Consider the following 20,953-nt stretch of genomic DNA (forward strand, 5'->3'; position numbering starts at 1 on the left):
CTGTACCCGGCTGTTGTTGGTTTTCATGCGCAAACTTCTGTATCTGTTTTTCTCCATGGCCCTCGTTGCCGCCCTGACCACCTACGCCATGTGGGCGGCAGACCGGCCGGCGGGACATTACCTGTCGGACCTGCGCATCAAGCTCGCCGTCAATCAGGGCACGCCCGGCGACCGTGGCAATCTGCTCGGCATCCAGCCCGAACTGTTCCCCACCGATTACCAAAGCTCCGCACGCCTGCACCGCAAACTCGCGGCGTATCTGCAGCAGGCCCGCGATCAGGGCTTGCTCAACGAAAAAACCGTGGTGGTGTTGCCCGAGCACGTCGGCACCTGGCTGATGATCAGCGGCGAGAAAGACGAGTTGTATCAGGCGCCAACGCTGGCGGAGGCAATGAACTGGCTGGCGGCGAGCAATCCACTGCTGTTTGCCCGAGCGTGGCTGCGGGCCAAGGGCGAGCAACGGCTGGACGATGCTTATCTGCGGATGAAAGCGAAGGCCATGGCCAAGGATTACCAGGCGCTGTTCGGCGGTCTGGCCAAGGAGTTCCAGGTCACCCTGGTGGCCGGCTCCATCGTGCTGCCGGAGCCAAGCATCCGCGACGGCCGGCTCAGGCCCGGCAGCGGCGCCCTGTTCAACAGCAGCGTGGTGTTTGGTCGCGACGGCGTACCGTTGGGCCAGCCGCAGCGGCAGATGCATCCGATCTTCGATCAGCAAGGTGTGATTCAGGCCGAAGACAAACACGCCATCCAGGTCGTCGACACACCGGCCGGACGCTTGGGCATCCTGATCGGCAGTGACAGCTGGTACCCCGCCAACTACCGCACCCTCGATGAGCAAGGCGCGCAATTGGTGGCCGTGCCGGCGCAGGTTATTGGCCAAGGCGCCTGGGACAAGCCATGGCGTGGCTACAAGGGCTCGAGCACGCCGGGCTCGGTCAGCCTCAAGCCCGGCGACCTCAGCGAAGGTCAGGCCTGGCACCGATTGACCCTCACCGCACAACCACCGAGCAGCCGCGCGATTGCCGGCGTCAGTGTGTTCATGCGTGGGCAGTTCTGGGACAAGTCGAGTACCGGCACAAGCTTCCTCAGCAGCAACGGCCAGCAGTTCGCCGATGGCGAGGCCCGTGGTGCGCGCTTGCTGAACGTCTGGCTGTAAACCATGAAGCCGCAGCCGATGCGCCTCGGGGATTTGTCGGTGGGTTTCGTCCATAGTCTGGCCGACGCCGTGCGCAGCCACGACGTCGATCCGCTGCCTCTGCTTGAACAATATGGCCTTGATGCCGCGCGACTGGCCGAGGCCGGGGCGCGCTTGTCGATCCCCCGATACATGCGCTTGGGCCATGCGGCGATTCAACTCACCGGTGACCCGGCTCTGGGCCTGCGCATGGGCCGAATGATCCGCTTGAATCAGGCTGGGCTGGCCGGCATCACTGCGGCGCAAGCACCCACCGTGCGTGAAGCGGCCCGCTGCCTGACGCGCTTCGAGCCGCTTTACGGCTCGAACTATCGCGGGCAGTCCAGTTTCCACGAAGACGCCAACGGTGCCTGGTTGCGCTTCTACTCGATCAGCCCGTACAACGCCTATAACCGCTTCGTGGTCGACTCGATCCTCGCCGGCTGGCTGCATCAGTTGTCGAGCCTGTGCGACGAAACGTTGCGCGCCGAGCGAATCGAAATCGAATTCGAAGCGCCGGATTACCGCGAAGCCTACACAATGCTCGGTGACTGCCCGATCCAGTTCAGCGCCGAGCGCAACCAACTGCGCCTGAACCTGAGCAGTCTCGCCCTGCGCAACCCTGAACATTGCCCGAGCACCTGGCGACATCTGCTGCAATTGTGCGAGCGGGAGCTGGAACAACTGACCCGCACCCGCAGCCTGCGCGAGCGAATCACTCAGTTGCTCGGCCCGCTGCTCAACGGCGGCCGCGAGCCGGATCTCGAGGAAGTCGCGGCACGCCTGAAACTGCCGACCTGGACCTTGCGGCGCAAGCTCACTGAGGAAGGCACGCAATTTCGCGCGATCCTCAATGACACACGCCGCGACCTGGCAATGACCTACATCCGCGACACCGAACTGGCGTTCGGCGAGATCGCCTACCTGCTGGGCTTCGCCTCAGCTGAAGCCTTCCAACGCGCATTCAAGCGCTGGAGTAATCAGACGCCCGGCGAGTTCCGGCGCAGTCATCGCTCAGGAGCGTGAGGTGCAAGCTGCAAGCTGCAAGCGAGAGCGAGAGCCAAGCACAGCCCAAAGCTTAAAGCTTGAAGCTTGAAGCTTGAAGCTTGAAGCTTATAGTTCCGTCGCGTCGTCAGCCGGCTCTGGTTGATCCAGTTCAAAGGCCTGGTATTCGAGCAGTTCTTCCTGATACTCATCCATCGTATGAATCCCCCAAACCGCTCGCTGTGAAAATGGCCTGATCAATCGACCTGTGGCCCGAGCATAAAGTGCCCGTATGAAGGAAAAGTGAAACGCGGCCTTCATGAATAAAACGTAGCAGGTGGTTGGGGATTTATCGCGGCGATGATGCCGCAGGTGTGTAACCAGATTTTAAGCCAACCCGAAAACCACTGTGGGAGCGAGCCTGCTCGCTCCCACAGGGTTTCGCTTGGTTTCTTATTGGCCCGACGCAGGCATCGCCGGAATCGGCTCGGATGGTGGCGGAATATCCGGGTTGGTCGGCGGGGTGATGGTTTCGCTGGCCGGCGCTGGCTCTTCCACGGGCGCTGGCGCAGGCGTAATCGGCGTCGACTCCGCTGGCGGTACCACCGGCTCGGAACTCACTGGCGCGGCTTCAACCGGGGCCGGTGCTGGTTCCGCAGCCGGCGCGGGGGCCGGTTCTGCTGCAGGTGTCGGCGCCAGAGGCGCAGGTGCAGGTGCCGCTTTTGGTTCTGGCACACCAAGATCGGCTTTCGGCTTTTCTTCGATGTGTGCAGCTTTCTTCGCATCGGCGGGCAAGAACTGCTCCACCAGTGTGAAGAAACGCTCGTAGAACTTCTGCGCAATGACCGTCTCACTGGCGACCTTGACCATCGAGTCGTCCGAGGAGCCGATCGGCATCGACACCGAGCCCAACACACCAACCCCGAGGCTGGCCGAGTTGTTGGTCTTCTTCAGCGCATAACGGTCCTGCAAGGCGTTGGCGAACACGGTCGCATGATGCCCGGCGCTGCCATCTTCGGCGCAGACCACGTTGAAGCTGATCTCGAGGTGCGTCTCGCCGGTCTGCTGGAAGCTCTTGTGCCCGCTGACCAGTTTGGGATCACTGCTGGTAATGATGTAGCCCTGACTGAGCAACGCGCGCCGGGCCGCTTCGCAACTGGCGGTGTCGGTTACCGGGTAATTGCGCGAAAAGGTGCCGGAATCATCGAAGTTCTCATGCTCATAGATCGGCTTGTCCTTCGAACAACCGGCCACCGCAGTCAACAAAAGCGCCAGCCCGACAACACGCATGGGAGTGGAAATCAACATTGAACATCCTGAGGGAAAACAGTCCGGGGCGTATTGTGCAACAGATCGTCGCCCCATGGCGCATGGAATAGTGTCAAGAATCGGTTACAACTTTACCGGTCATGAGCGCCGGGAAAAAGCCGCGTGGACAAATGATCGATCAACGCGCGCAATTTCGCCGTGGCTTGTCGGCTCGACGGCCATAACACCCTAGCCGCCCGAAGTGTTCTAAACGCCAAGGGACGGTGTACATCCAAGAATCAGGTCGGCTGTCAGGCCGCTTTCGCGAGCAGGCCCGCTCCCACAGAAAAGCAAAGCAGCGCAGCTGCCCGCGGCAAAGCCGCCCCACTCCACAATGAGCGCAAGCTCGAGTGCTTTTGATCTTGCTTTTGATCCACCGGCGACGTCGGAAGGCTGAGCGGAGGGATTGATCCGGGCGTGGGAGCGTAGCGACCGTCTGGCGCAGCCAGACACAGCGGAAGGAGGTGCAGCGAAGCAAACCGGAGCCGCTGCGCCCGGATCGATCCCGCAGCGAAGGAACCCGAGCCTGCGAGGGCCGAACGTAGGAGCAAGCCTTTTTGGGTACTTTTTCGGCGTCTGGAAAAAGTGCCTCGCCGTAAGGGCGAAACCGCCAGCCGCCGCACCCGAAGAAACGGATATTCACCCAAACCACCCAGAGCATGGCCGGCCCAAAGGCCGCCAAGCCACCAAAAACAAAAAAGCCCCGACCAACCAGGCCGGGGCTCCTTCAAACGTCAGTCAAAAGATCAGAACCGCTCGATCTCCGCCTCAGCTTCCAACTGCTTGCGATACGCCGCAAAGTCCTGCTGCCCTTCACGGGAAGCCAGGAAGCGACGATATTGCGCCTTCTCTTCATCAGTCGGCGCGGCAGCTTCGTTAACACCGTTGAGTCGCACAACCATCAGACTGCCATCCGGCAACGTAACACTGGAGAACGTCGGCTTGTCCTTGGCAGCCGGCTTCGGCATACGGAACAGTGCCTGCAGCACAGCTGGATCAACCCCTTCCTGACCACGGGTGGCCGCTTCGGTGATCTTCCAGTTCTGGCCATCGATGGCCTTGTCCAGCGGCGCCTTGCCGTCGCGCAGATCAGCGATCAGCTTCTCGGCACGGGTCTTGGCCTCGGCACTGGCGTGCTCCTTGGTCAGTTGAGTACGGATCGCCGCGCTCACACTTTCCAGCGGCAGTTGCGCAGGCTTCAGGTGCTCCTTGGAACGCAGCACGATCACGGTTTCCGGATCCAGCTCGATGGCGGTGCTGTTGGCACCTTCATCAATCACTTCCGGGCTGAACGCGGCAGTGACCACGGCACGGTTGGCGGCAACACCTTCGCCACCTTCACGGCCGAACGGCTTGGAAGTGTGCACGGTCAGTTTCAGATCCGCTGCTGGCTGCGCCAGGTCAGAGGCTTCGAACGCCGAGTCTTCCAGTTGCTTGGTCGCCTCAACAAAACGCTGCTCGACCTGCGCGGCTTTCAGCTCGCGGGTCAGCTTGTCTTTCAGGCTGGCCAGGGTCGGCACTTCAGGCGCTTCCACGCCCAACAGCTTGATCAGGTGATAACCGAAGTCGGTACGAATCGGCTCGGACACCTGGTCTTTCGACAGCGAGTACAGAGCCTTTTCGAAGGCCGGATCGTAAACGCCAGGACCGGCGTAACCGAGATCACCACCATTGTTGGCGGAACCCGGGTCCTGGGAGAACTCCTTGGCCAGCGCTTCGAACTTCTCGCCCTTGGCCAGACGCGCCTGGACTTCGTCGATCTTCGCCTTGGCCTGCGCTTCGGTGGTCTTGTCGTTCACTTCGATAAGGATGTGCGCGGCACGACGCTGTTCCGCCAGGTTGGCGATCTCTTTCTGATACGCCGCCTCAAGATCTTCATCCTTGACCGCGACCTGATCGAAGAACGACGACTTCTTCAGCTCGACGTAATCGATGATCACCTGATCCGGTGTCATGAATTCCTTGGCGTGCTCGTCGTAGTAAGCCTTGACCTCGTCATCGGTCAGCTTGACCGCAGCCGGGTCGGCCTTGACGTTCAGAGTGGCGAAATCACGGGTCTGTTTTTCCAGACGGGCGAATGCCAGCACTTCGGCGTCGGTGACGAAACCGCTGCCGGCAACGCCAGCGCGCAATTGGCCGATGAGCATTTCCTGAGCCAGCATCTGGCGGAACTGCATGCGGCTGTAGCCCAGCTGACGGATCACCTGGTCGAAGCGCTCGGAGCTGAACTTGCCGTCGACCTGGAATTCAGGCGTTTGCAGGATCACTTGATCCAGCGCGGCTTCGGAGAACGAGAACTTCGCCTGTTCGGCGCCTTGCAGCAGCAACTTGCGGTCGATCAGGCCTTTGAGCGCCGATTCGCGCAGCATCTTTTCGTCGAGCAAGGAAGCATCGAAGTCCTTGCCCAGCTGTTGCATCAGCTGACGGCGTTGCATATCAACGGCCTGGCTCAGCTCGTTCTGGCTGATTTCGTCACCGTTGACCTTGGCCGCCTCGTTCTTGTGAGTCGTGGCCTGGAAAATGGCATCGAAACCGGTCAGGGCCATCAGTGCAACGATGACCCCGATAATGGTCTTGGCAATCCAGCCTTGTGAATTGTCCCTGATATTCTGCAGCATGCGTCCCCCAGAAACGGTTGAACTTCAATTTAGGCAACCGTGGAGCGTGGGTAGAATCCGGATAGAAGAAAGGCGCATCCGAGGATGCGCCTTCTCGTAACTGGCGGAGCGGACAGGGCTCGAACCCTCGATCCCGGCGTTACAGGTGGCTCTTTCAGCCACCTGCTCTACCGCTCCGCTGCCAAGTCAGGCTTGACCCCGACCCGGATGGGTAAAAACCTGGAAACTCAGTTAACAGCTTCTTTCAGCGCTTTACCGGCTTTGAAACCTGGCTTCTTGGCAGCCGGGATTTCCAGAGACTTGCCAGTTTGCGGGTTGCGACCGGTACGAGCCGGACGGTCAGTCACGGAGAAGGTACCGAAACCAACCAGAACAACGGAGTCGCCAGCCTTCAGAGCGCCAGTGACGGATTCGATTACAGCGTCCAGCGCACGGCCAGCAGCAGCTTTCGGGATATCAGCGGATGCAGCGATAGCATCAATCAGTTCCGACTTGTTCACTCTAAGTCCCCTTATATCTATTTTGAGATGTTTCTAAGTTTTTTGGTGAAAGCAAAAACGAGTGCTGAATGGCCTACAGACACTTAAGAGCCGCTTTATAACAAGGGCTCTAAAATGCTGTCAAGGAAAGCCCCCCAGGCTAAAACGTATTAATGCGTGCTAATTCTTTCCTTGGCATCAGACTCGCGTTTTTCGTCCTTGGCAACTATCTCCGGAGCCACATCCGGCAAGGGCTCCGGCGCGTATTGCAGCGCAATTTGCAGGACCTCGTCAATCCATTTAACCGGCTTGATCTGCAGATCCTGCTTGATATTGTCAGGAATCTCCTTCAGATCGCGGACGTTTTCTTCCGGAATAATCACAATCTTGATTCCGCCACGATGTGCCGCCAGCAGTTTTTCTTTCAAACCGCCAATTGCCAGCACTTGCCCACGCAGAGTGATCTCACCGGTCATGGCGACATCGGCGCGCACCGGAATACCGGTCAAAGCCGAGACCAGCGCCGTGCACATACCGACGCCAGCACTTGGGCCGTCTTTCGGCGTAGCACCTTCCGGCATGTGAATGTGCGTGTCGCGCTTCTCGTGGAAGTCCAGCGGAATGCCCAGGCTTTTCGCCCGGCTGCGCACCACGGTCTGTGCGGCAGTGATCGATTCGACCATCACATCACCCAACGAACCGGTCTTGATCAGTTGACCTTTACCCGGAATCACTGCGGCTTCGATGGTCAGCAATTCACCGCCAACCTGAGTCCACGCCAGGCCAGTCACCTGCCCCACCTGATCCTGCTGCTCGGCCAGGCCGTAGCGGAACTTGCGCACGCCGAGGAAATGCTCGAGCAGATCAGCTGTCACTTTTACCGAGAAACGTTTTTCCAGCGCATGCTCTTTGACTGCCTTGCGGCAGACCTTGGCGATCTGTCGCTCAAGGCCCCGCACGCCCGCTTCACGGGTGTAATAACGGATGATGTCGCGGATCGCTTCCTCATCGAACTCCAGCTCGCCCTTCTTCAGGCCATTGGCGGCGATCTGTTTAGGCGAGAGGTATTTCACGGCGATGTTGATCTTCTCGTCTTCGGTGTAACCCGGCAGACGGATGACTTCCATCCGGTCCAGCAGCGCTGGCGGGATGTTCATCGAGTTCGAGGTGCACAGGAACATCACATCGGACAGGTCGTAATCGACTTCCAGATAGTGATCGTTGAAGTTGTGGTTTTGCTCAGGATCAAGCACTTCCAGCAACGCCGAAGCCGGATCGCCACGCATGTCGCTGCCCATTTTGTCGATTTCATCGAGCAGGAACAGCGGGTTGCGTACGCCCACCTTTGTCATCTTTTGAATCAATCTTCCCGGCATCGAACCGATGTAGGTCCGGCGGTGACCACGAATTTCCGCTTCGTCACGCACGCCGCCCAAGGCCATACGCACGAATTTGCGATTGGTGGCGTGGGCAATCGATTCCGCCAGCGAGGTTTTACCCACGCCTGGAGGACCGACCAGGCACAACACCGGGCCACGGATTTTCTTCACGCGCTTCTGCACGGCGAGGTATTCAAGGATGCGCTCCTTGACCTCTTCGAGGCCGTAGTGATCGGCGTCGAGAATGTCTTCTGCACGGGCCAGGTCGAGGCGTACTTTGCTCTGCGCCTTCCACGGCACCTGCACCAGCCAGTCGATGTAGGAACGCACCACGGTGGCTTCAGCCGACATCGGCGACATCTGCTTGAGCTTGTTCAGCTCGGCAGTCGCCTTGGCTAGCGCGTCTTTCGGCAGGCCAGCAGCATCGATGCGCTTTTTCAGCTCTTCGATTTCGTTGTGGCCTTCGTCGCCGTCGCCGAGTTCTTTCTGAATGGCCTTCATCTGCTCATTCAGGTAGTACTCGCGCTGGCTGCGCTCCATTTGCTTTTTGACGCGACCGCGAATGCGTTTTTCAACCTGAAGCAGGTCGATTTCGGCATCCAGCAGTGCCAGCACGTGCTCGACACGGGCCGACAGATCGATGATCTCGAGGATTTCCTGCTTCTGCTCGATTTTCAGCGCCATGTGCGCGGCCATGGTGTCGACCAGACGACCGGGCTCATCGATGCTGTTGAGCGACGACAGGACTTCAGCCGGAACCTTCTTGCCCAGCTGGACGTATTGTTCGAACTGCGAAAGCAGTGTGCGCACGAAGACTTCCGACTCACGCTCGGCGGCGTCGACTTCTTCGATCAGAGACACTTCGGCGCGGCAGTGGCCATCGACTTCGCTGAAGCGCTCGACAGTGCCACGCTGCTCGCCTTCGACCAGAACCTTGACGGTGCCGTCAGGCAGCTTCAGCAGTTGCAGAACCGTGGCAATTGTACCTACGCGATAGAGAGCGTCTTCACCGGGATCATCGTCAGCCGGGTTTCGCTGGGCCAGCAGCAGAATCTGCTTGTCACCCGTCATCGCTGCCTCGAGGGCTTCGATGGATTTCTCGCGCCCCACGAACAGCGGGATAACCATGTGCGGATAAACCACGACATCACGCAATGGCAGGAGAGGCAATTCGATGGTTGTCTTCATGATTTCGCCTCTACGGCGGCCGTATGGCCGTAATCAGATGGAATTAAGCTTGAAACCAAGATGGGGGCTGCCTCGAAAAAAAACAAGCGCAAAGCGGAGGTAAAAAACGACTTAAAAAAAAAGAGGCCCGAAGGCCCCTTCTTTGTTGCGGCGCTGTGAACGCTTACGCGTCCGGCGCTGCCTTGGCCGTCGGCTCACTGTTTTCGTAGATATACAGTGGCTTGGACTTGCCTTCGATCACGCTTTCATCGATCACGACTTTGCTCACCTCGGACTGCGAGGGGATTTCATACATCGTGTCGAGCAATACACCTTCGAGAATCGAACGCAGGCCACGGGCACCGGTTTTACGTTCCAGGGCACGCTTGGCGACCGATTTCAGCGCGTCGGAACGGAATTCCAGATCCACGCCTTCCATCTCGAACAGCTTGGCATACTGTTTGGTCAGAGCATTTTTCGGCTCGGTGAGGATTTGCATCAGCGCAGCCTCGTCGAGCTCGTCCAGTGTCGCCAGGACCGGCAGACGACCGACGAATTCCGGGATCAGACCGAACTTGACCAGATCGTCAGGCTCGACTTCACGCAGGGATTCACCGACTTTCTTGCCCTCTTCCTTGCTGCGCACTTCGGCGTTGAAGCCGATGCCGCCTTTGGTGGAACGGTTCTGAATGACCTTTTCCAGGCCGGAGAACGCACCACCGCAGATGAACAGGATGTTACGGGTGTCGACCTGCAGGAACTCCTGCTGCGGATGCTTGCGGCCACCTTGCGGCGGTACCGAAGCGACCGTGCCTTCGATCAACTTGAGCAAGGCCTGCTGCACGCCTTCACCGGAAACATCACGGGTGATCGACGGGTTGTCGGACTTGCGGGAAATCTTGTCGATTTCATCGATGTAGACAATGCCCATCTGGGCTTTCTCTACGTCGTAATCGCACTTCTGCAGCAGCTTCTGAATGATGTTCTCGACATCTTCACCCACGTAACCAGCCTCGGTGAGGGTAGTTGCGTCAGCGATGGTGAACGGAACGTTCAGCAAGCGGGCCAGTGTTTCGGCCAGCAGGGTTTTACCGGAGCCTGTCGGGCCGATCAGCAGGATGTTGCTCTTGCCGAGTTCGACATCGTCAGCCTTTTTGTCACGCTGATTCAGGCGCTTGTAGTGGTTGTACACCGCTACGGCCAAAACCTTTTTTGCACGCTCCTGACCAATGACGTACTGGTCAAGGATGCCGCTGATTTCTTTAGGCGAAGGCAATTTATGCGCGCTGCTTTCGGCCTGTGCTTCCTGCACCTCCTCGCGGATGATGTCATTGCACAGGTCGACGCACTCGTCGCAGATAAAGACCGAGGGGCCGGCAATCAATTTGCGCACTTCATGCTGGCTTTTGCCACAGAAGGAGCAATAGAGCAGCTTGCCGTTGTCCTCGCCGTTGCGGGTGTCAGTCATTCGTTCGATCCAAATCCGATAGGCTTGCAACACAAGATGAAGGCTATTGCGGGCTTTTTCAAGCCCGCCGCTGATCGGACATGCCGATCAGGCCTGTTTTGCGCTGCTTATATTAAGCTGGACGCTGGTTGATCACTTCGTCGATCAGGCCGTATTCCTTCGCAGCTTCGGCACTCATGAAGTTGTCGCGATTGGTATCGCGCTCGATTTCTTCCAGAGTACGGCCGCTGTGCTTGGCCATCAGCATGTTCAGACGCTCGCGGATGAAGAGGATTTCCTTGGCGTGGATTTCGATGTCCGACGCCTGGCCCTGGAAACCGCCCAGTGGCTGGTGAATCATCACGCGCGAGTTCGGCAGGCAGAAACGCTTGCCCGGTGCACCTGCGGTGAGCAGGAATGCGCCCATGCTGCAGGCCTGACCTATGCAGGTGGTTGACACGTTCGGCTTGATGAACTGCATGGTGTCGTAGATCGACATGCCTGCAGTCACCGAACCGCCCGGCGAGTTGATGTACAGATGGATGTCCTTGTCCGGGTTTTCCGCTTCAAGGAACAGCAGTTGCGCACAGATCAGGTTGGCCATGTAGTCCTCTACCGGGCCCACCAGAAAGATCACTCGCTCCTTGAGCAGGCGCGAGTAGATGTCGTAGGCGCGTTCGCCACGAGCGGACTGCTCGACAACCATCGGGACCAGGCCGCCGGCGGCCTGGATATCAGAGTTCTGCTGAATATAAGAATTACGGAACATGCTCTGCAGTCGCTCCCAAATAGTTATGTCTTGAATACGCATAAGCCAGCTCGAGAGCTGGCTTATGGTGTGCACTTCTAACGCAAAATCAATCAGTCGGCTGCTGGAGCTTCTACCGGCTTGACTGCTTCTTCGTAGGAGACCGATTTGTCGGTCACACTAGCTTTCTGCAGAACAGTATCCACAACTTGTTCTTCCAGCACAACCGAACGCACTTCGTTCAGTTGCTGCTCGTTTTTGTAGTACCACGACACGACCTGCTCTGGCTCCTGGTAAGCGGAAGCCATTTCCTGAATCATTTCGCGAACGCGAGCTTCATCAGGCTTCAGATCGAACTGCTTGACCACTTCAGCAACGATCAGGCCCAGCACGACGCGGCGCTTGGCTTGCTCTTCGAACAGCTCGGCCGGCAGTTGGTCTGGCTTGATGTTGCCGCCGAACTGCTGAACAGCCTGCACGCGCAGACGGTCAACTTCGTTGGACAGCAGAGCCTTTGGCACTTCGATCGGGTTGGTGGCCAGCAGACCGTCCATTACCTGATTCTTGACCTTGGATTTGATCGCCTGACGCAGTTCACGCTCCATGTTCTTGCGAACTTCGGTGCGGAAACCGTCGATGCCGCTTTCCTTGATGCCGAATTGAGCGAAGAACTCTTCGTTCAGCTCAGGCAGCTTAGGCTCGGACACAGTGTTGACGGTCACGGTGAACTCGGCGGTTTTGCCAGCCAGGTCCAGGTTCTGATAGTCCTCAGGGAAGGTCAGGTTCAGAACGCGTTCTTCGCCAGCCTTAGCGCCAACCAGGCCTTCTTCGAAGCCCGGGATCATGCGGCCGGAACCCAGCACCAGCTGAGTACCCTTGGCGGAGCCGCCAGCGAACACTTCGCCGTCAACCTTGCCAACGAAATCGATGTTCAGCTGATCTTCGTTCTGCGCAGCACGGTCGGCCACTTCGAAACGGGTGTTCTGCTTGCGCAGGATGTCGAGCATCTTGTCCAGGTCAGCGTCAGCCACTTCAGCGCTCAGACGCTCAACGGTGATGCCTTCGAAGCCAGCAACGGTGAACTCAGGGAAGACTTCGAATACAGCAACGTATTCCAGATCCTTGCCCGCTTCGAGCGACTTTGGCTCGATCGAAGGCGAACCGGCAGGGTTGAGCTTCTGCTCGACCACAGCTTCGTAGAAGGAAGACTGGATGACGTCGCCTACCGCTTCCTGACGCGCATCAGCACCGAAACGGCGCTTGATTTCGCTCATTGGCACTTTGCCTGGACGGAAGCCAGCAATTTTGGCCTTTTGGGCAGTCTGCTGCAGACGCTTGTTGACCTGAGTCTCGATGCGCTCTGCCGGCACGGTGACGCTCATGCGGCGCTCGAGAGCAGTAGTATTTTCAACAGAAACTTGCATGGATATTCCTCGTTGCACAGACGTTAGCCGGCCGTTTCCGACCCCAGAATCAAGGGCATGCATTCTAGTGGGTCAAACTCAAGAAGTCACCCTACTGGAAACGGGTAAAAAAACAGCAGGCAATTTATAGGGAGCGCCGCACGAATGCCGTGCACTCCACTGGCGAATACAAGCGATCACGTCAGGGCTCTGCAACAACGCTTCTATATATAGAAGCAACTACCAGATAGGCCCCGACAGGCGTTCCGGCAAAACCGGAACGACGAGCAGTTCAGCGTCATCCGATCCTTTAAAAGCGATGAAGTGCCCTGCCCTGCGCTTCGAAATCGGCCATGGCCGGTTTTCGAAACCGCTAAAACAAAAAAAGGCGCCAGACTGTTAAATCTGGCGCCTTTCGAAATATGGGGTGGACGATGGGGATCGAACCCACGACAACGGGAGTCACAATCCCGTGCTCTACCAACTGAGCTACGCCCACCATATTGCGTAACAAAAAAGCCAAACAACTTCTTTGTCGAAACTTCATCAGGCCCTAGGCACAGATGAAGCTTTATTTGGTGCGGATGAAGAGACTCGAACTCTTACGCCTCGCGGCGCTGGAACCTAAATCCAGTGTGTCTACCAATTCCACCACATCCGCGGATGAAGCTTTTAAAGCAAAGGCGCCAGACCGTTAAATCTGGCGCCTTTCGAAATATGGGGTGGACGATGGGGATCGAACCCACGACAACGGGAGTCACAATCCCGTGCTCTACCAACTGAGCTACGCCCACCATATCGCGTTACTTGTGCCAAAGCTGCCTAATGGCGCACCCGGCAGGACTCGAACCTGCGACCATCCGCTTAGAAGGCGGATGCTCTATCCAGCTGAGCTACGGGCGCCTTGTTAATCTGTACTCTTAAAGGACTACAAACTAAGTGCTTTCCAGTGTCGCAGAACCTCGATTCCGCTTCACCTTCTTAACCAGTGCTAGGCTGTGCCCGACAAGTGCGACGAATAGTATAGAGGGCTCCAAAGGTCGTCAAATCCTTTTTGAAAAAAATTCATTTAATTAAAGGAGTTAGAGGAATTTGCTGACCAAGCGCCTTTGCCCTCACCGCTCGACATGCGAGAATGCGTTCTCATTTTTTCCCCTCTCGATGGTTAATCACGCGCAATGACTGCACAACTAATCGACGGCAAATCGATCGCCGCCAGCCTGCGCCAGCAGATCGCCCAACGAGTTGCCGAGCGTCGCCAGCAAGGCCTGCGCACCCCCGGCCTCGCGGTGATCCTGGTCGGCAGCGATCCTGCCTCTCAGGTTTATGTCTCGCACAAGCGTAAAGACTGTGAAGAGGTTGGCTTCCTCTCTCAAGCCTACGACCTGCCCTCCGACACCACTCAGGACGCCCTGACCGATCTGATCGATCGCCTCAACGACGATCCGGCTATCGACGGCGTTCTCCTGCAATTGCCTCTGCCCGAACACCTCGACGCGTCCAAGCTGCTGGAACGCATTCGCCCGGATAAAGACGTCGACGGCTTCCACCCGTACAACGTCGGTCGCCTGGCCCAGCGCATCCCGCTGCTGCGCCCCTGCACCCCGAAAGGCATCATGACTTTGCTGGAAAGCACTGGCGCTGATCTTTACGGTATGGATGCGGTAGTCGTTGGCGCCTCCAATATCGTCGGTCGCCCGATGGCCATGGAATTGCTGCTGGCCGGCTGCACCGTCACCGTGACTCACCGCTTCACCAAGGATCTGGCGGGCCACGTCGGCCGTGCTGATCTGGTGGTCGTCGCCGCCGGCAAGCCGGGCCTGGTCAAGGGCGAGTGGATCAAGGAAGGCGCGATCGTGATCGACGTCGGCATCAACCGTCAGGACGACGGCAAACTGGTCGGTGACGTTGTCTACGAAACCGCCCTGCCCCGCGCCGGCTGGATCACCCCGGTACCGGGCGGCGTTGGCCCGATGACCCGCGCCTGCCTGCTGGAAAACACGCTCTACGCCGCAGAAACACTGCACGTCTGATCGAATTTTTCCGCTGCACCAGAACCCCGCCTCGTGCGGGGTTTTTCATGCCTGAGAAAAAACTTCAACCGTTCGCCGGAAACCGCTCTTTTTACAGGCCTTTTCACGAGATTTTCAGGTCTTTCAAACAACCATCGACAGTTCTTCAGCCATACTCCTAAAATGCGCCGGTTTTAAGAAATAACCCGTTACAACTAACGGTATATCCAACCTTTTAGAGTTCGCCCGCGTGAAAATTCGTCTCTCGATTCTGAGCCTGTTGTTTGCTGTTACAGGCACATTCATCACGCCAACGATCAACGCTGCGGAAACCACCGCTGCTCCACGTGACGCTTCGACATTGAAGATCGCGTCCGGCAGCGCCCTGCTCATGGATATGCAGACCAATAAAGTCATCTATTCCAGCAACCCTGACGTGATCGTGCCGATCGCTTCCGTCAGCAAGCTGATGACTGGCCTGGTCGTGGTGGAAGCTCGACAGAACATGGACGAATGGATCGATGTCGACATCAGGAACACTCCGGAAATGAAGGGTGTGTTCTCCCGCGTCAAACTCAAGAGTGAGCTGCCGCGCCGCGAGATGCTGCTGATCGCCTTGATGTCTTCGGAAAACCGCGCCGCCGCCAGCCTTGCGCACCACTATCCGGGTGGCTACGCTGCTTTTATTGCGGCAATGAACGCCAAGGCCAAGGCGCTGGGCATGACCAGCACGCACTTTGTCGAGCCAACCGGGCTGTCAGAGCGCAACGTTTCCACCGCCCGCGACCTGAGCAAATTGCTGGTGGCCGCGCACAAGCAACCGCTTCTGGTGCAACTGACCACCACCAAGGAAAAGACCGTGGCGTTCCGCAAGCCCAACTACACCTTGGGCTTCCGCAATACCGACCACTTGGTCAATAAGGCCGATTGGGACATCAAGATTACCAAGACCGGTTTTACCAACCCGGCCGGCCATTGCCTGGTGCTGGTGACGAAGATGGGCAACCGTCCGGTCGCCTTGGTGATTCTCGATGCGTTTGGCAAATACACGCATTTTGCCGACGCCAGCCGTATCCGCAGCTGGGTGGAAACCGGGCGCAGCGCCAGTGTTCCAGCGGTGGCACAGCAGTACAAAGCCGACAAGAACCTCAAGAGCCGTCAGAGCGGCGTGGTCGAGGCGGCGAAGTAAATCCAGCAATCATGAAAAAGCCCCGAATGTTCGGGGCTTTTTTTCGTCTGCGCATCAGTCGTTGGGCAGCGGCATTTTGTCGTCATCGGGGATGCCGTCGCCCGAGCTCGGCTCTGGCGAAACCTCCGGCGTCAGCACATTTGGCCGCGCCATCGGGTCGCGCATCGGGCTGTCCGGGTCCAGCACCGGATCAACCTCCGGCTCCGGCGTGGTCGGTACGCTGTCAGGTTTGCGGTCATCGAAGCTTGAATCGGTACTCATACGCACCTCACATCAAGGTTTCAGATCGGCTAACGGATCATAGGGCTTGGCCGGTTTCTTCGGATCTTCACCAGGCTCGACATCCAGCGGGGCTTTCGCCGGACCGACCGGATCAACTTGCGGATCGTCGAGGTCCGGCGAATCCGGATCGAAGCCCAGATCATCGCCCGAGGAATGTTCGGACGAGTGTGGGCCTTTCGGGGTTTGGGAATCTGCCATGTTGCCTCCTTGATTCACCCGCGAAGCACGGGCATTAATCTTCAGAGGCTGGCCGGGCGCAGTCGTGCCCGGCAGATGACGAACGGAGGCTTATTGCGCGGCCAGAGCCTTTCGCGCCTGCGCCGCAGCGTTTTCTTCACCGGCCTGGGCCAGTTCATCGGCGGCTTTCAGCCAACGGGAGCGGTCGACGGCTGCCGGGATCTGCGACGGTTTCTGAATCAGGATTGCCCAGCCACCGGCCTTTTCGAGCGCTGCTTCAAAGCTGCCGAAATCCATCAACTGCCGACGGTTCATGCCGGCGCGCAGCAGAACCTTCTGTTTGTTGCGGTCGTAGCCGGACAGGATCGCGTAACGCGGCTCGGCCCAGAATGCCGAACCTTCGCTGAAACGCACCATGACCGGATAGCCCGCTGCGACCTGGGTCAGCAAGGCTGGCAGCTTGCTGTCGAGCGGATAAACCACCAGGCCATATTCCCGGGCGAGGTTCTGCATGTTCTGCTGCAACTTGTCCTCAGCGCCCGGCAAGTGCAGCGGTTTCTCCAGAAGGCCCGGGGTGATGACGATGCCTTGTTGCGACAGCAGGCTTGCCAGCACCTGTGGCCCGCTCTGATTGGCTTCGCCACGATAAAAAGTGCCGCTGAGTTCAACCCGCTCCGGCAAGCGTTTGACTTCTGGCGCTACGTTGCCCGCACATCCGCTCAGCAACACCGCGCAAGCGCCGGCAAGCAACGCTCCACGCACTCGAGAAAATACCTGCACCATCAATCACTCTCTTCCAGACGCCGGTCATCGTGTTCCGGCAACGCCAGCGATCATAGAGCCGCACCCGCCTGCGGTATAGCCTTAAACCGCAGAGCGGGCGATTGCATAGAGCAAACTGATTGGTAACTAACGACCTTTGGTCAATAGCTTGAAACACCCCATTGACTAGACTGTCACTGAAATAGAGCGAATTGCGAAAAGCGAGCGCCCGACGCAGGGCGAAGAGGAGGCACTAATGAGCCTGACCATGACCATTGTGATGTTGATAGCCGGCTGGCTGGCCGTGGCGACTGCCATGTTGTGGGGTGTGCTGCGGATTTCGCGGCGGCATCATCCGGTGCAGACGATGCCGGTTGAGAAAACAGAGAAGCATCCAGTGCGGCACGCTGCTGCGCATTGAAGACCAACAAGGTCCTTCCCTCATGAGAGCGCTAAGCAGCAGCGCGCTCTCGATAACTCAGCAAAAGGTGAATAAAAAAACCGCCTGAGCTCAACCAGCCCAGGCGGTTTTTTGTGTTCTCAGCAATTACGCCTGCTGAACAACCTTCTTCTGCTTCGCCCGGCGCGACAGCATGTTCAACACTTCGATACCGGCCGAGAACGCCATAGCCGCGTACACATAGCCTTTCGGTACGTGGGCGCCGAAGCCCTCAGCGATCAGCGTCATGCCGATCATGATCAGGAAGCCCAGCGCCAGCATGACCACGGTCGGGTTGTCGTTGATGAACTTGGCCAGCGGATCAGCCGCGAGCAGCATCACCAGCACCGACACCACCACCGCGATGATCATGATCGGCAAGTGTTCAGTCATGCCGACAGCGGTAATGATGCTGTCGATCGAGAACACCATGTCGAGCATCAGGATCTGACCGATAGCCGCGGCAAAACCAAGCGTTACGGTGGAAGTCGCGGTCTTCGGGTCTTCCGGCGACGGGTCCATGCTGTGATGGATCTCGGTCGTGGCTTTCCACACCAGGAACAGGCCACCGGCGATCAGGATCATGTCCTTCCAGGAGAACGCCTGGCCAAGAATTTCGATCACAGGCTCGGTCAACTGCACGATGAACGCGATGGTGCTCAACAGGGCCAGACGCAGAATCAGGGCCATGCCGATACCGATACGGCGCGCCTTCTGCCGATGCTGTTCGGGCAGTTTGTTGGTCAGGATCGAAATAAAGATCAGGTTATCGATGCCAAGCACGATTTCCATTACCACCAGTGTGGCCAAAGCAACCCAAGCGGTGGGGCTGGCGGCGAGTTCTAACAGATATTCCATGGGTCAGTCCTGACTCTGTGTAAGACGGTTTAGATGGTCTTGGAGGAAGATTCGGATTCTTCCGCTTGTTTTTCCGGTGTTTCTTTTTTCTCGATCAAACCACCGGTGGCATCACTGAGCGCTTGCTCGGCGGCTTTATGGGTGTCGTCGATTGCTTGTTTGGCGGTTTCAGCCGCCGCGCCCATCAGTTGCTGGGCGCTTTTTTCCGCCTGGTCGCAACCGGCCAGAACCAGTAAAGACGCAAACATCACTGCGGGAAATGTGTATTTCATAAAGTTTCCTTCGAATAAACAGACAGGCGCACACACCGGCCGTCGATGGCTGGGCATTCTAGGGAGATGAACACTTCAGGAAAATTCGTATTTTTAGCGGCTATACTTCGGTTTTCACGAAGTGGCGACCGCTATGCTCAATTATCGACAACTGCACTACTTCTGGGTTGTGGCCAAAACCGGCAGCATTGTCCGCGCCTGCGAGCAACTGAACCTGACGCCACAGACCATCAGCGGACAGATTTCACTGCTTGAACAAACCTATGGCGTGGAGTTGTTTCGCCGCGTTGGCCGGCAGCTGGAGCTCACCGAAGCAGGTCGTCAGGCCCTGCCCTACGCCGAGCAGATGTTTCAGCTGGGCGGCGAGCTGGAGCTGATGCTGCGTGCGCAGCCCAACGAGCAGCAGATCCTTTTTCGCGTCGGCGTGGCCGACGTGGTACCCAAATCCATTGTTTATCGCCTGATCGCGCCGACCATGGAATTGAGCGAGCCGCTGCGCATCACCTGTCGCGAAGACAAACTCGAACGCCTGCTCGCCGATCTGGCCATTCAGCGTCTGGATCTGGTGATTTCCGACAGCCCGATGCCTTCGCATCTGGACATCAAAGGCTACAGCCAGAAGCTCGGTGAGTGCGGAATCAGTTTTTTCGCCACCGCCGAACTCGCCGCGAAATATGGCCAGGATTTCCCGCTCAGCCTGCACGGCGCGCCGCTGTTGATTCCCGGCGCGGAAACCGTGGTGCGCAGTCGTTTGCAGCGCTGGTTCGCCGAACAGCAGATCCAGCCGCAGATCGTCGGCGAGTTCGATGACAGTGCTTTGATGCAGGCCTTCGGCCAATCCGGCAGCGGGATCTTTATCGGCCCGAGCGTGATTGCCGAGGAAGTGAAGCGCCAGTACGGCGTCGAGTTGATCGGCCAGACCGACGCGGTGAGCGAGTCGTTCTATGCCATTTCGGTGGAACGCAAGGTCAAGCACCCTGGCATCGTAGCGATTACCGAAGGTGCCCGACGCGAGCTGTTTACCGGGTTATGAAGCGCAGACTTCCCGCGGCTTGAGCGTCATCAGCACCATGGCGAGGAACACCGAAAGCAAAATGAAGCCGGCAGCGGCAAAGCCCAGGAAGCCCAGGCCGGCAGTGTCGATCACCCGGCCGCCGACCATCGCGCCCAGGCCGATGCCGAGATTGGCCCCGGCGATGTTCAGCGACGCGGCGAAGGCCGGCGCTTCCGGCGCGGCTTTCATCAGGCGCACGTGGCTGACCAGGAACAACGCCGCCTGAGTCACGCCCCAGATGCCCATCGCCACCGCCAGACCCACTGGCGAATGAATGTTCGGCACCAGCGAAACCATACCGGCGATCATGAACGCACAGAACAACACCGACGCCCCCAGCGGATGCCGATCCACCGCTCGCCCACCGAGCGAGTTGCCGACCAGCCCGACTGCGCCGAAGGCCATCAGGCACCAGCCGACCACGGTGCCGTTGAAACCGGCAAGTCGTTCGAGGATGTCGGCAAGGTAGGTGTAAGCGGTGAACATGCCGCTGAACACCAGAATCGACAACAAGATATGGCCGAGCATCAGCGGGCTGCGCAGGATCTTGAACTGCGAACGGAAGCTGACCTGATGCTGGTGCAGACTGGTTTTCGGCAGGTAGACGAATAGCAGCAAGGCTTTGGCAAACGCGATCAACGCCAGGATGCCGAATGCGCTGCGCCAGCCGAACGCGTCGGAAATCAGCGTACCGACCGGAATGCCGAACACAGTGGCGCAGACGATGCCGAAGCCGATCTTGGCGATGGCGCGGCCGGCGAAATCCGGGCCGACGATGTCGACGGCGGTTTCACTGGCCAATGCCCAGAACACTGGCAAACCCAACGCCGGAATCAACCGTGCGATGGCCATCACCCAGATATTCGGCGCCAACGCTGCAACGGTATTGGCCAGACCGAACATGATCAGGATGCTGATGAACAGTTTGCGCCGTTCGAAACGGGCGAAATACGCGGTCAGGAATGGGCCGAACAGCGCCACGGTAAAGGCAAACAAGGTCACCAGCAGCCCGGCTTGCGGGATGCTGACTTCGAGGTCTCGGGCGATCGCCGGCAACAGGCCGACAATGACGAATTCCGTGGTCAGCACCGTGAACCCGGCGGCGGACAACAGAAGAATAGGCAACAGCATGCGCAACTCCAGCAAAACGACGACACCAGCGATGACCCGGAGGCCCGCTGGCAGAACTTGAAAATGAGGA

At 58.3% G+C, this 20,953-nt stretch carries 19 protein-coding genes and 4 tRNA genes; 6 read left to right on the forward strand and 17 right to left on the reverse strand.

All coding sequences use genetic code 11. The annotated features are described in order from the left end of the window. Positions 1-25: 25 nt before the first annotated feature. Both KVG87_RS18580 and KVG87_RS18585 read left to right on the forward strand, forming a co-directional pair. Positions 26-1,156, forward strand: coding sequence for a nitrilase-related carbon-nitrogen hydrolase (locus KVG87_RS18580; protein WP_217851967.1), 1,131 nt, complete (start codon positions 26-28; stop codon positions 1,154-1,156). A 3-nt stretch (positions 1,157-1,159) separates the two neighbouring features. After that, the gene (locus KVG87_RS18585) at positions 1,160-2,200 is read left to right on the forward strand and encodes an AraC family transcriptional regulator (RefSeq protein WP_217851969.1); all 1,041 of its coding nucleotides are present in this window, start codon (positions 1,160-1,162) and stop codon (positions 2,198-2,200) included. Positions 2,201-2,611: 411 nt separating this feature from the next. Here the strand turns inward: KVG87_RS18585 and KVG87_RS18590 are convergent, their stop codons facing one another. The 11 genes from KVG87_RS18590 to KVG87_RS18640 all read right to left on the reverse strand — a co-directional run bounded on the left by KVG87_RS18590 (position 2,612) and on the right by KVG87_RS18640 (position 13,610). Next, positions 2,612-3,466, reverse strand: a complete 855-nt coding sequence (locus KVG87_RS18590; protein ID WP_041477151.1) for a DUF2242 domain-containing protein — start codon at positions 3,464-3,466, stop codon at positions 2,612-2,614. A gap of 746 nt (positions 3,467-4,212) precedes the next feature. Further along, entirely contained in the window at positions 4,213-6,084 is a 1,872-nt protein-coding gene (locus KVG87_RS18595) for a SurA N-terminal domain-containing protein (protein WP_110646902.1), read from the reverse strand. A 227-nt stretch (positions 6,085-6,311) separates the two neighbouring features. Beyond that, a complete protein-coding gene (locus KVG87_RS18600) occupies positions 6,312-6,584 on the reverse strand; it encodes an HU family DNA-binding protein (RefSeq protein WP_016775333.1) in 273 nt (90 codons plus the stop codon). A 149-nt stretch (positions 6,585-6,733) separates the two neighbouring features. Further along, a complete protein-coding gene (gene lon / locus KVG87_RS18605) occupies positions 6,734-9,130 on the reverse strand; it encodes an endopeptidase La (protein ID WP_016775334.1) in 2,397 nt (798 codons plus the stop codon). Positions 9,131-9,293: 163 nt separating this feature from the next. Beyond that, positions 9,294-10,577 carry an ATP-dependent Clp protease ATP-binding subunit ClpX gene (clpX, locus tag KVG87_RS18610; protein ID WP_016775335.1) on the reverse strand — a complete coding sequence of 428 codons (1,284 nt, stop codon included), beginning with the start codon at positions 10,575-10,577 and terminating at the stop codon, positions 9,294-9,296. 112 nt (positions 10,578-10,689) lie between these two features. After that, positions 10,690-11,325 (reverse strand): ATP-dependent Clp endopeptidase proteolytic subunit ClpP, encoded by a 636-nt coding sequence (gene clpP / locus KVG87_RS18615; RefSeq protein WP_016775336.1) that lies wholly within the window; start codon positions 11,323-11,325, stop codon positions 10,690-10,692. 92 nt (positions 11,326-11,417) lie between these two features. Continuing rightward, positions 11,418-12,728, reverse strand: a complete 1,311-nt coding sequence (gene tig, locus KVG87_RS18620) for a trigger factor (RefSeq protein WP_016775337.1) — start codon at positions 12,726-12,728, stop codon at positions 11,418-11,420. Positions 12,729-13,130: 402 nt separating this feature from the next. Beyond that, positions 13,131-13,206, reverse strand: a tRNA-His gene (locus KVG87_RS18625). 77 nt (positions 13,207-13,283) lie between these two features. Next, a tRNA-Leu gene (locus KVG87_RS18630) sits at positions 13,284-13,368 on the reverse strand. Positions 13,369-13,425: 57 nt separating this feature from the next. Beyond that, positions 13,426-13,501: transfer RNA gene (locus KVG87_RS18635), tRNA-His, on the reverse strand. Positions 13,502-13,533: 32 nt separating this feature from the next. After that, a tRNA-Arg gene (locus KVG87_RS18640) sits at positions 13,534-13,610 on the reverse strand. 275 nt (positions 13,611-13,885) lie between these two features. Between KVG87_RS18640 and folD the strand changes: the two genes are divergently transcribed. Next, positions 13,886-14,740, forward strand: coding sequence for a bifunctional methylenetetrahydrofolate dehydrogenase/methenyltetrahydrofolate cyclohydrolase FolD (gene folD / locus KVG87_RS18645; RefSeq protein WP_016775338.1), 855 nt, complete (start codon positions 13,886-13,888; stop codon positions 14,738-14,740). Between the two features lie 229 nt (positions 14,741-14,969). Then, positions 14,970-15,908, forward strand: a complete 939-nt coding sequence (gene pbpG / locus KVG87_RS18650) for a D-alanyl-D-alanine endopeptidase (protein WP_073471341.1) — start codon at positions 14,970-14,972, stop codon at positions 15,906-15,908. Between the two features lie 54 nt (positions 15,909-15,962). On the opposite strand, the gene KVG87_RS18655 is transcribed toward pbpG, so the two are convergent. From KVG87_RS18655 to KVG87_RS18665, 3 genes are all read right to left on the reverse strand, one after another. Then, positions 15,963-16,169, reverse strand: coding sequence for a hypothetical protein (locus KVG87_RS18655; protein WP_217851971.1), 207 nt, complete (start codon positions 16,167-16,169; stop codon positions 15,963-15,965). Positions 16,170-16,181: 12 nt separating this feature from the next. Further along, positions 16,182-16,388: a DUF6021 family protein gene (locus KVG87_RS18660; RefSeq protein WP_041477158.1), complete on the reverse strand. Its 207-nt coding sequence runs from the start codon at positions 16,386-16,388 to the stop codon at positions 16,182-16,184. Between the two features lie 90 nt (positions 16,389-16,478). Continuing rightward, positions 16,479-17,150 carry a C39 family peptidase gene (locus tag KVG87_RS18665; protein ID WP_217851973.1) on the reverse strand — a complete coding sequence of 224 codons (672 nt, stop codon included), beginning with the start codon at positions 17,148-17,150 and terminating at the stop codon, positions 16,479-16,481. Positions 17,151-17,385: 235 nt separating this feature from the next. On the opposite strand from KVG87_RS18665, the gene KVG87_RS18670 reads away from it, so the two are divergent. After that, a complete protein-coding gene (locus KVG87_RS18670; RefSeq protein ID WP_164488349.1) occupies positions 17,386-17,550 on the forward strand; it encodes a hypothetical protein in 165 nt (54 codons plus the stop codon). Positions 17,551-17,676: 126 nt separating this feature from the next. Here KVG87_RS18670 and KVG87_RS18675 read toward each other — a convergent pair whose 3' ends face one another. Further along, a complete protein-coding gene (locus KVG87_RS18675) occupies positions 17,677-18,426 on the reverse strand; it encodes a TerC family protein (protein ID WP_056788748.1) in 750 nt (249 codons plus the stop codon). A gap of 29 nt (positions 18,427-18,455) precedes the next feature. Then, complete coding sequence (locus tag KVG87_RS18680) at positions 18,456-18,698, reverse strand: hypothetical protein (protein WP_024013465.1); 243 nt, start codon at positions 18,696-18,698, stop codon at positions 18,456-18,458. Positions 18,699-18,831: 133 nt separating this feature from the next. On the opposite strand from KVG87_RS18680, the gene nhaR reads away from it, so the two are divergent. Beyond that, a complete protein-coding gene (nhaR, locus tag KVG87_RS18685) occupies positions 18,832-19,731 on the forward strand; it encodes a transcriptional activator NhaR (RefSeq protein WP_217851975.1) in 900 nt (299 codons plus the stop codon). Here the strand turns inward: nhaR and KVG87_RS18690 are convergent. After that, positions 19,726-20,883, reverse strand: a complete 1,158-nt coding sequence (locus KVG87_RS18690; RefSeq protein ID WP_016775346.1) for an MFS transporter — start codon at positions 20,881-20,883, stop codon at positions 19,726-19,728. The genes nhaR and KVG87_RS18690 overlap by 6 nt on opposite strands. Between the last annotated feature and the right edge of the window lie 70 nt (positions 20,884-20,953).

It is taken from the genome of Pseudomonas siliginis, assembly GCF_019145195.1.
In the GTDB taxonomy this organism is placed as follows: domain Bacteria; phylum Pseudomonadota; class Gammaproteobacteria; order Pseudomonadales; family Pseudomonadaceae; genus Aquipseudomonas; species Aquipseudomonas siliginis.

Excerpts from the sequence above, each read along its gene's own strand:
- nhaR (WP_217851975.1), top strand. The coding sequence starts at position 18,832 with ATGCTCAATTATCGACAACTGCACTACTTCTGGGTTGTGGCCAAAACC.
- tig (WP_016775337.1), bottom strand. The coding sequence starts at position 12,728 with ATGCAAGTTTCTGTTGAAAATACTACTGCTCTCGAGCGCCGCATGAGC.
- folD (WP_016775338.1), top strand. The coding sequence starts at position 13,886 with ATGACTGCACAACTAATCGACGGCAAATCGATCGCCGCCAGCCTGCGC.
- KVG87_RS18675 (WP_056788748.1), bottom strand. The coding sequence starts at position 18,426 with ATGGAATATCTGTTAGAACTCGCCGCCAGCCCCACCGCTTGGGTTGCT.
- KVG87_RS18590 (WP_041477151.1), bottom strand. The coding sequence starts at position 3,466 with ATGTTGATTTCCACTCCCATGCGTGTTGTCGGGCTGGCGCTTTTGTTG.
- KVG87_RS18655 (WP_217851971.1), bottom strand. The coding sequence starts at position 16,169 with ATGAGTACCGATTCAAGCTTCGATGACCGCAAACCTGACAGCGTACCG.
- KVG87_RS18595 (WP_110646902.1), bottom strand. The coding sequence starts at position 6,084 with ATGCTGCAGAATATCAGGGACAATTCACAAGGCTGGATTGCCAAGACC.
- KVG87_RS18665 (WP_217851973.1), bottom strand. The coding sequence starts at position 17,150 with ATGGTGCAGGTATTTTCTCGAGTGCGTGGAGCGTTGCTTGCCGGCGCT.
- clpP (WP_016775336.1), bottom strand. The coding sequence starts at position 11,325 with ATGTTCCGTAATTCTTATATTCAGCAGAACTCTGATATCCAGGCCGCC.
- lon (WP_016775334.1), bottom strand. The coding sequence starts at position 9,130 with ATGAAGACAACCATCGAATTGCCTCTCCTGCCATTGCGTGATGTCGTG.
- KVG87_RS18670 (WP_164488349.1), top strand. The coding sequence starts at position 17,386 with ATGAGCCTGACCATGACCATTGTGATGTTGATAGCCGGCTGGCTGGCC.
- KVG87_RS18660 (WP_041477158.1), bottom strand. The coding sequence starts at position 16,388 with ATGGCAGATTCCCAAACCCCGAAAGGCCCACACTCGTCCGAACATTCC.
- KVG87_RS18580 (WP_217851967.1), top strand. The coding sequence starts at position 26 with ATGCGCAAACTTCTGTATCTGTTTTTCTCCATGGCCCTCGTTGCCGCC.
- clpX (WP_016775335.1), bottom strand. The coding sequence starts at position 10,577 with ATGACTGACACCCGCAACGGCGAGGACAACGGCAAGCTGCTCTATTGC.
- KVG87_RS18585 (WP_217851969.1), top strand. The coding sequence starts at position 1,160 with ATGAAGCCGCAGCCGATGCGCCTCGGGGATTTGTCGGTGGGTTTCGTC.
- KVG87_RS18680 (WP_024013465.1), bottom strand. The coding sequence starts at position 18,698 with ATGAAATACACATTTCCCGCAGTGATGTTTGCGTCTTTACTGGTTCTG.
- KVG87_RS18690 (WP_016775346.1), bottom strand. The coding sequence starts at position 20,883 with ATGCTGTTGCCTATTCTTCTGTTGTCCGCCGCCGGGTTCACGGTGCTG.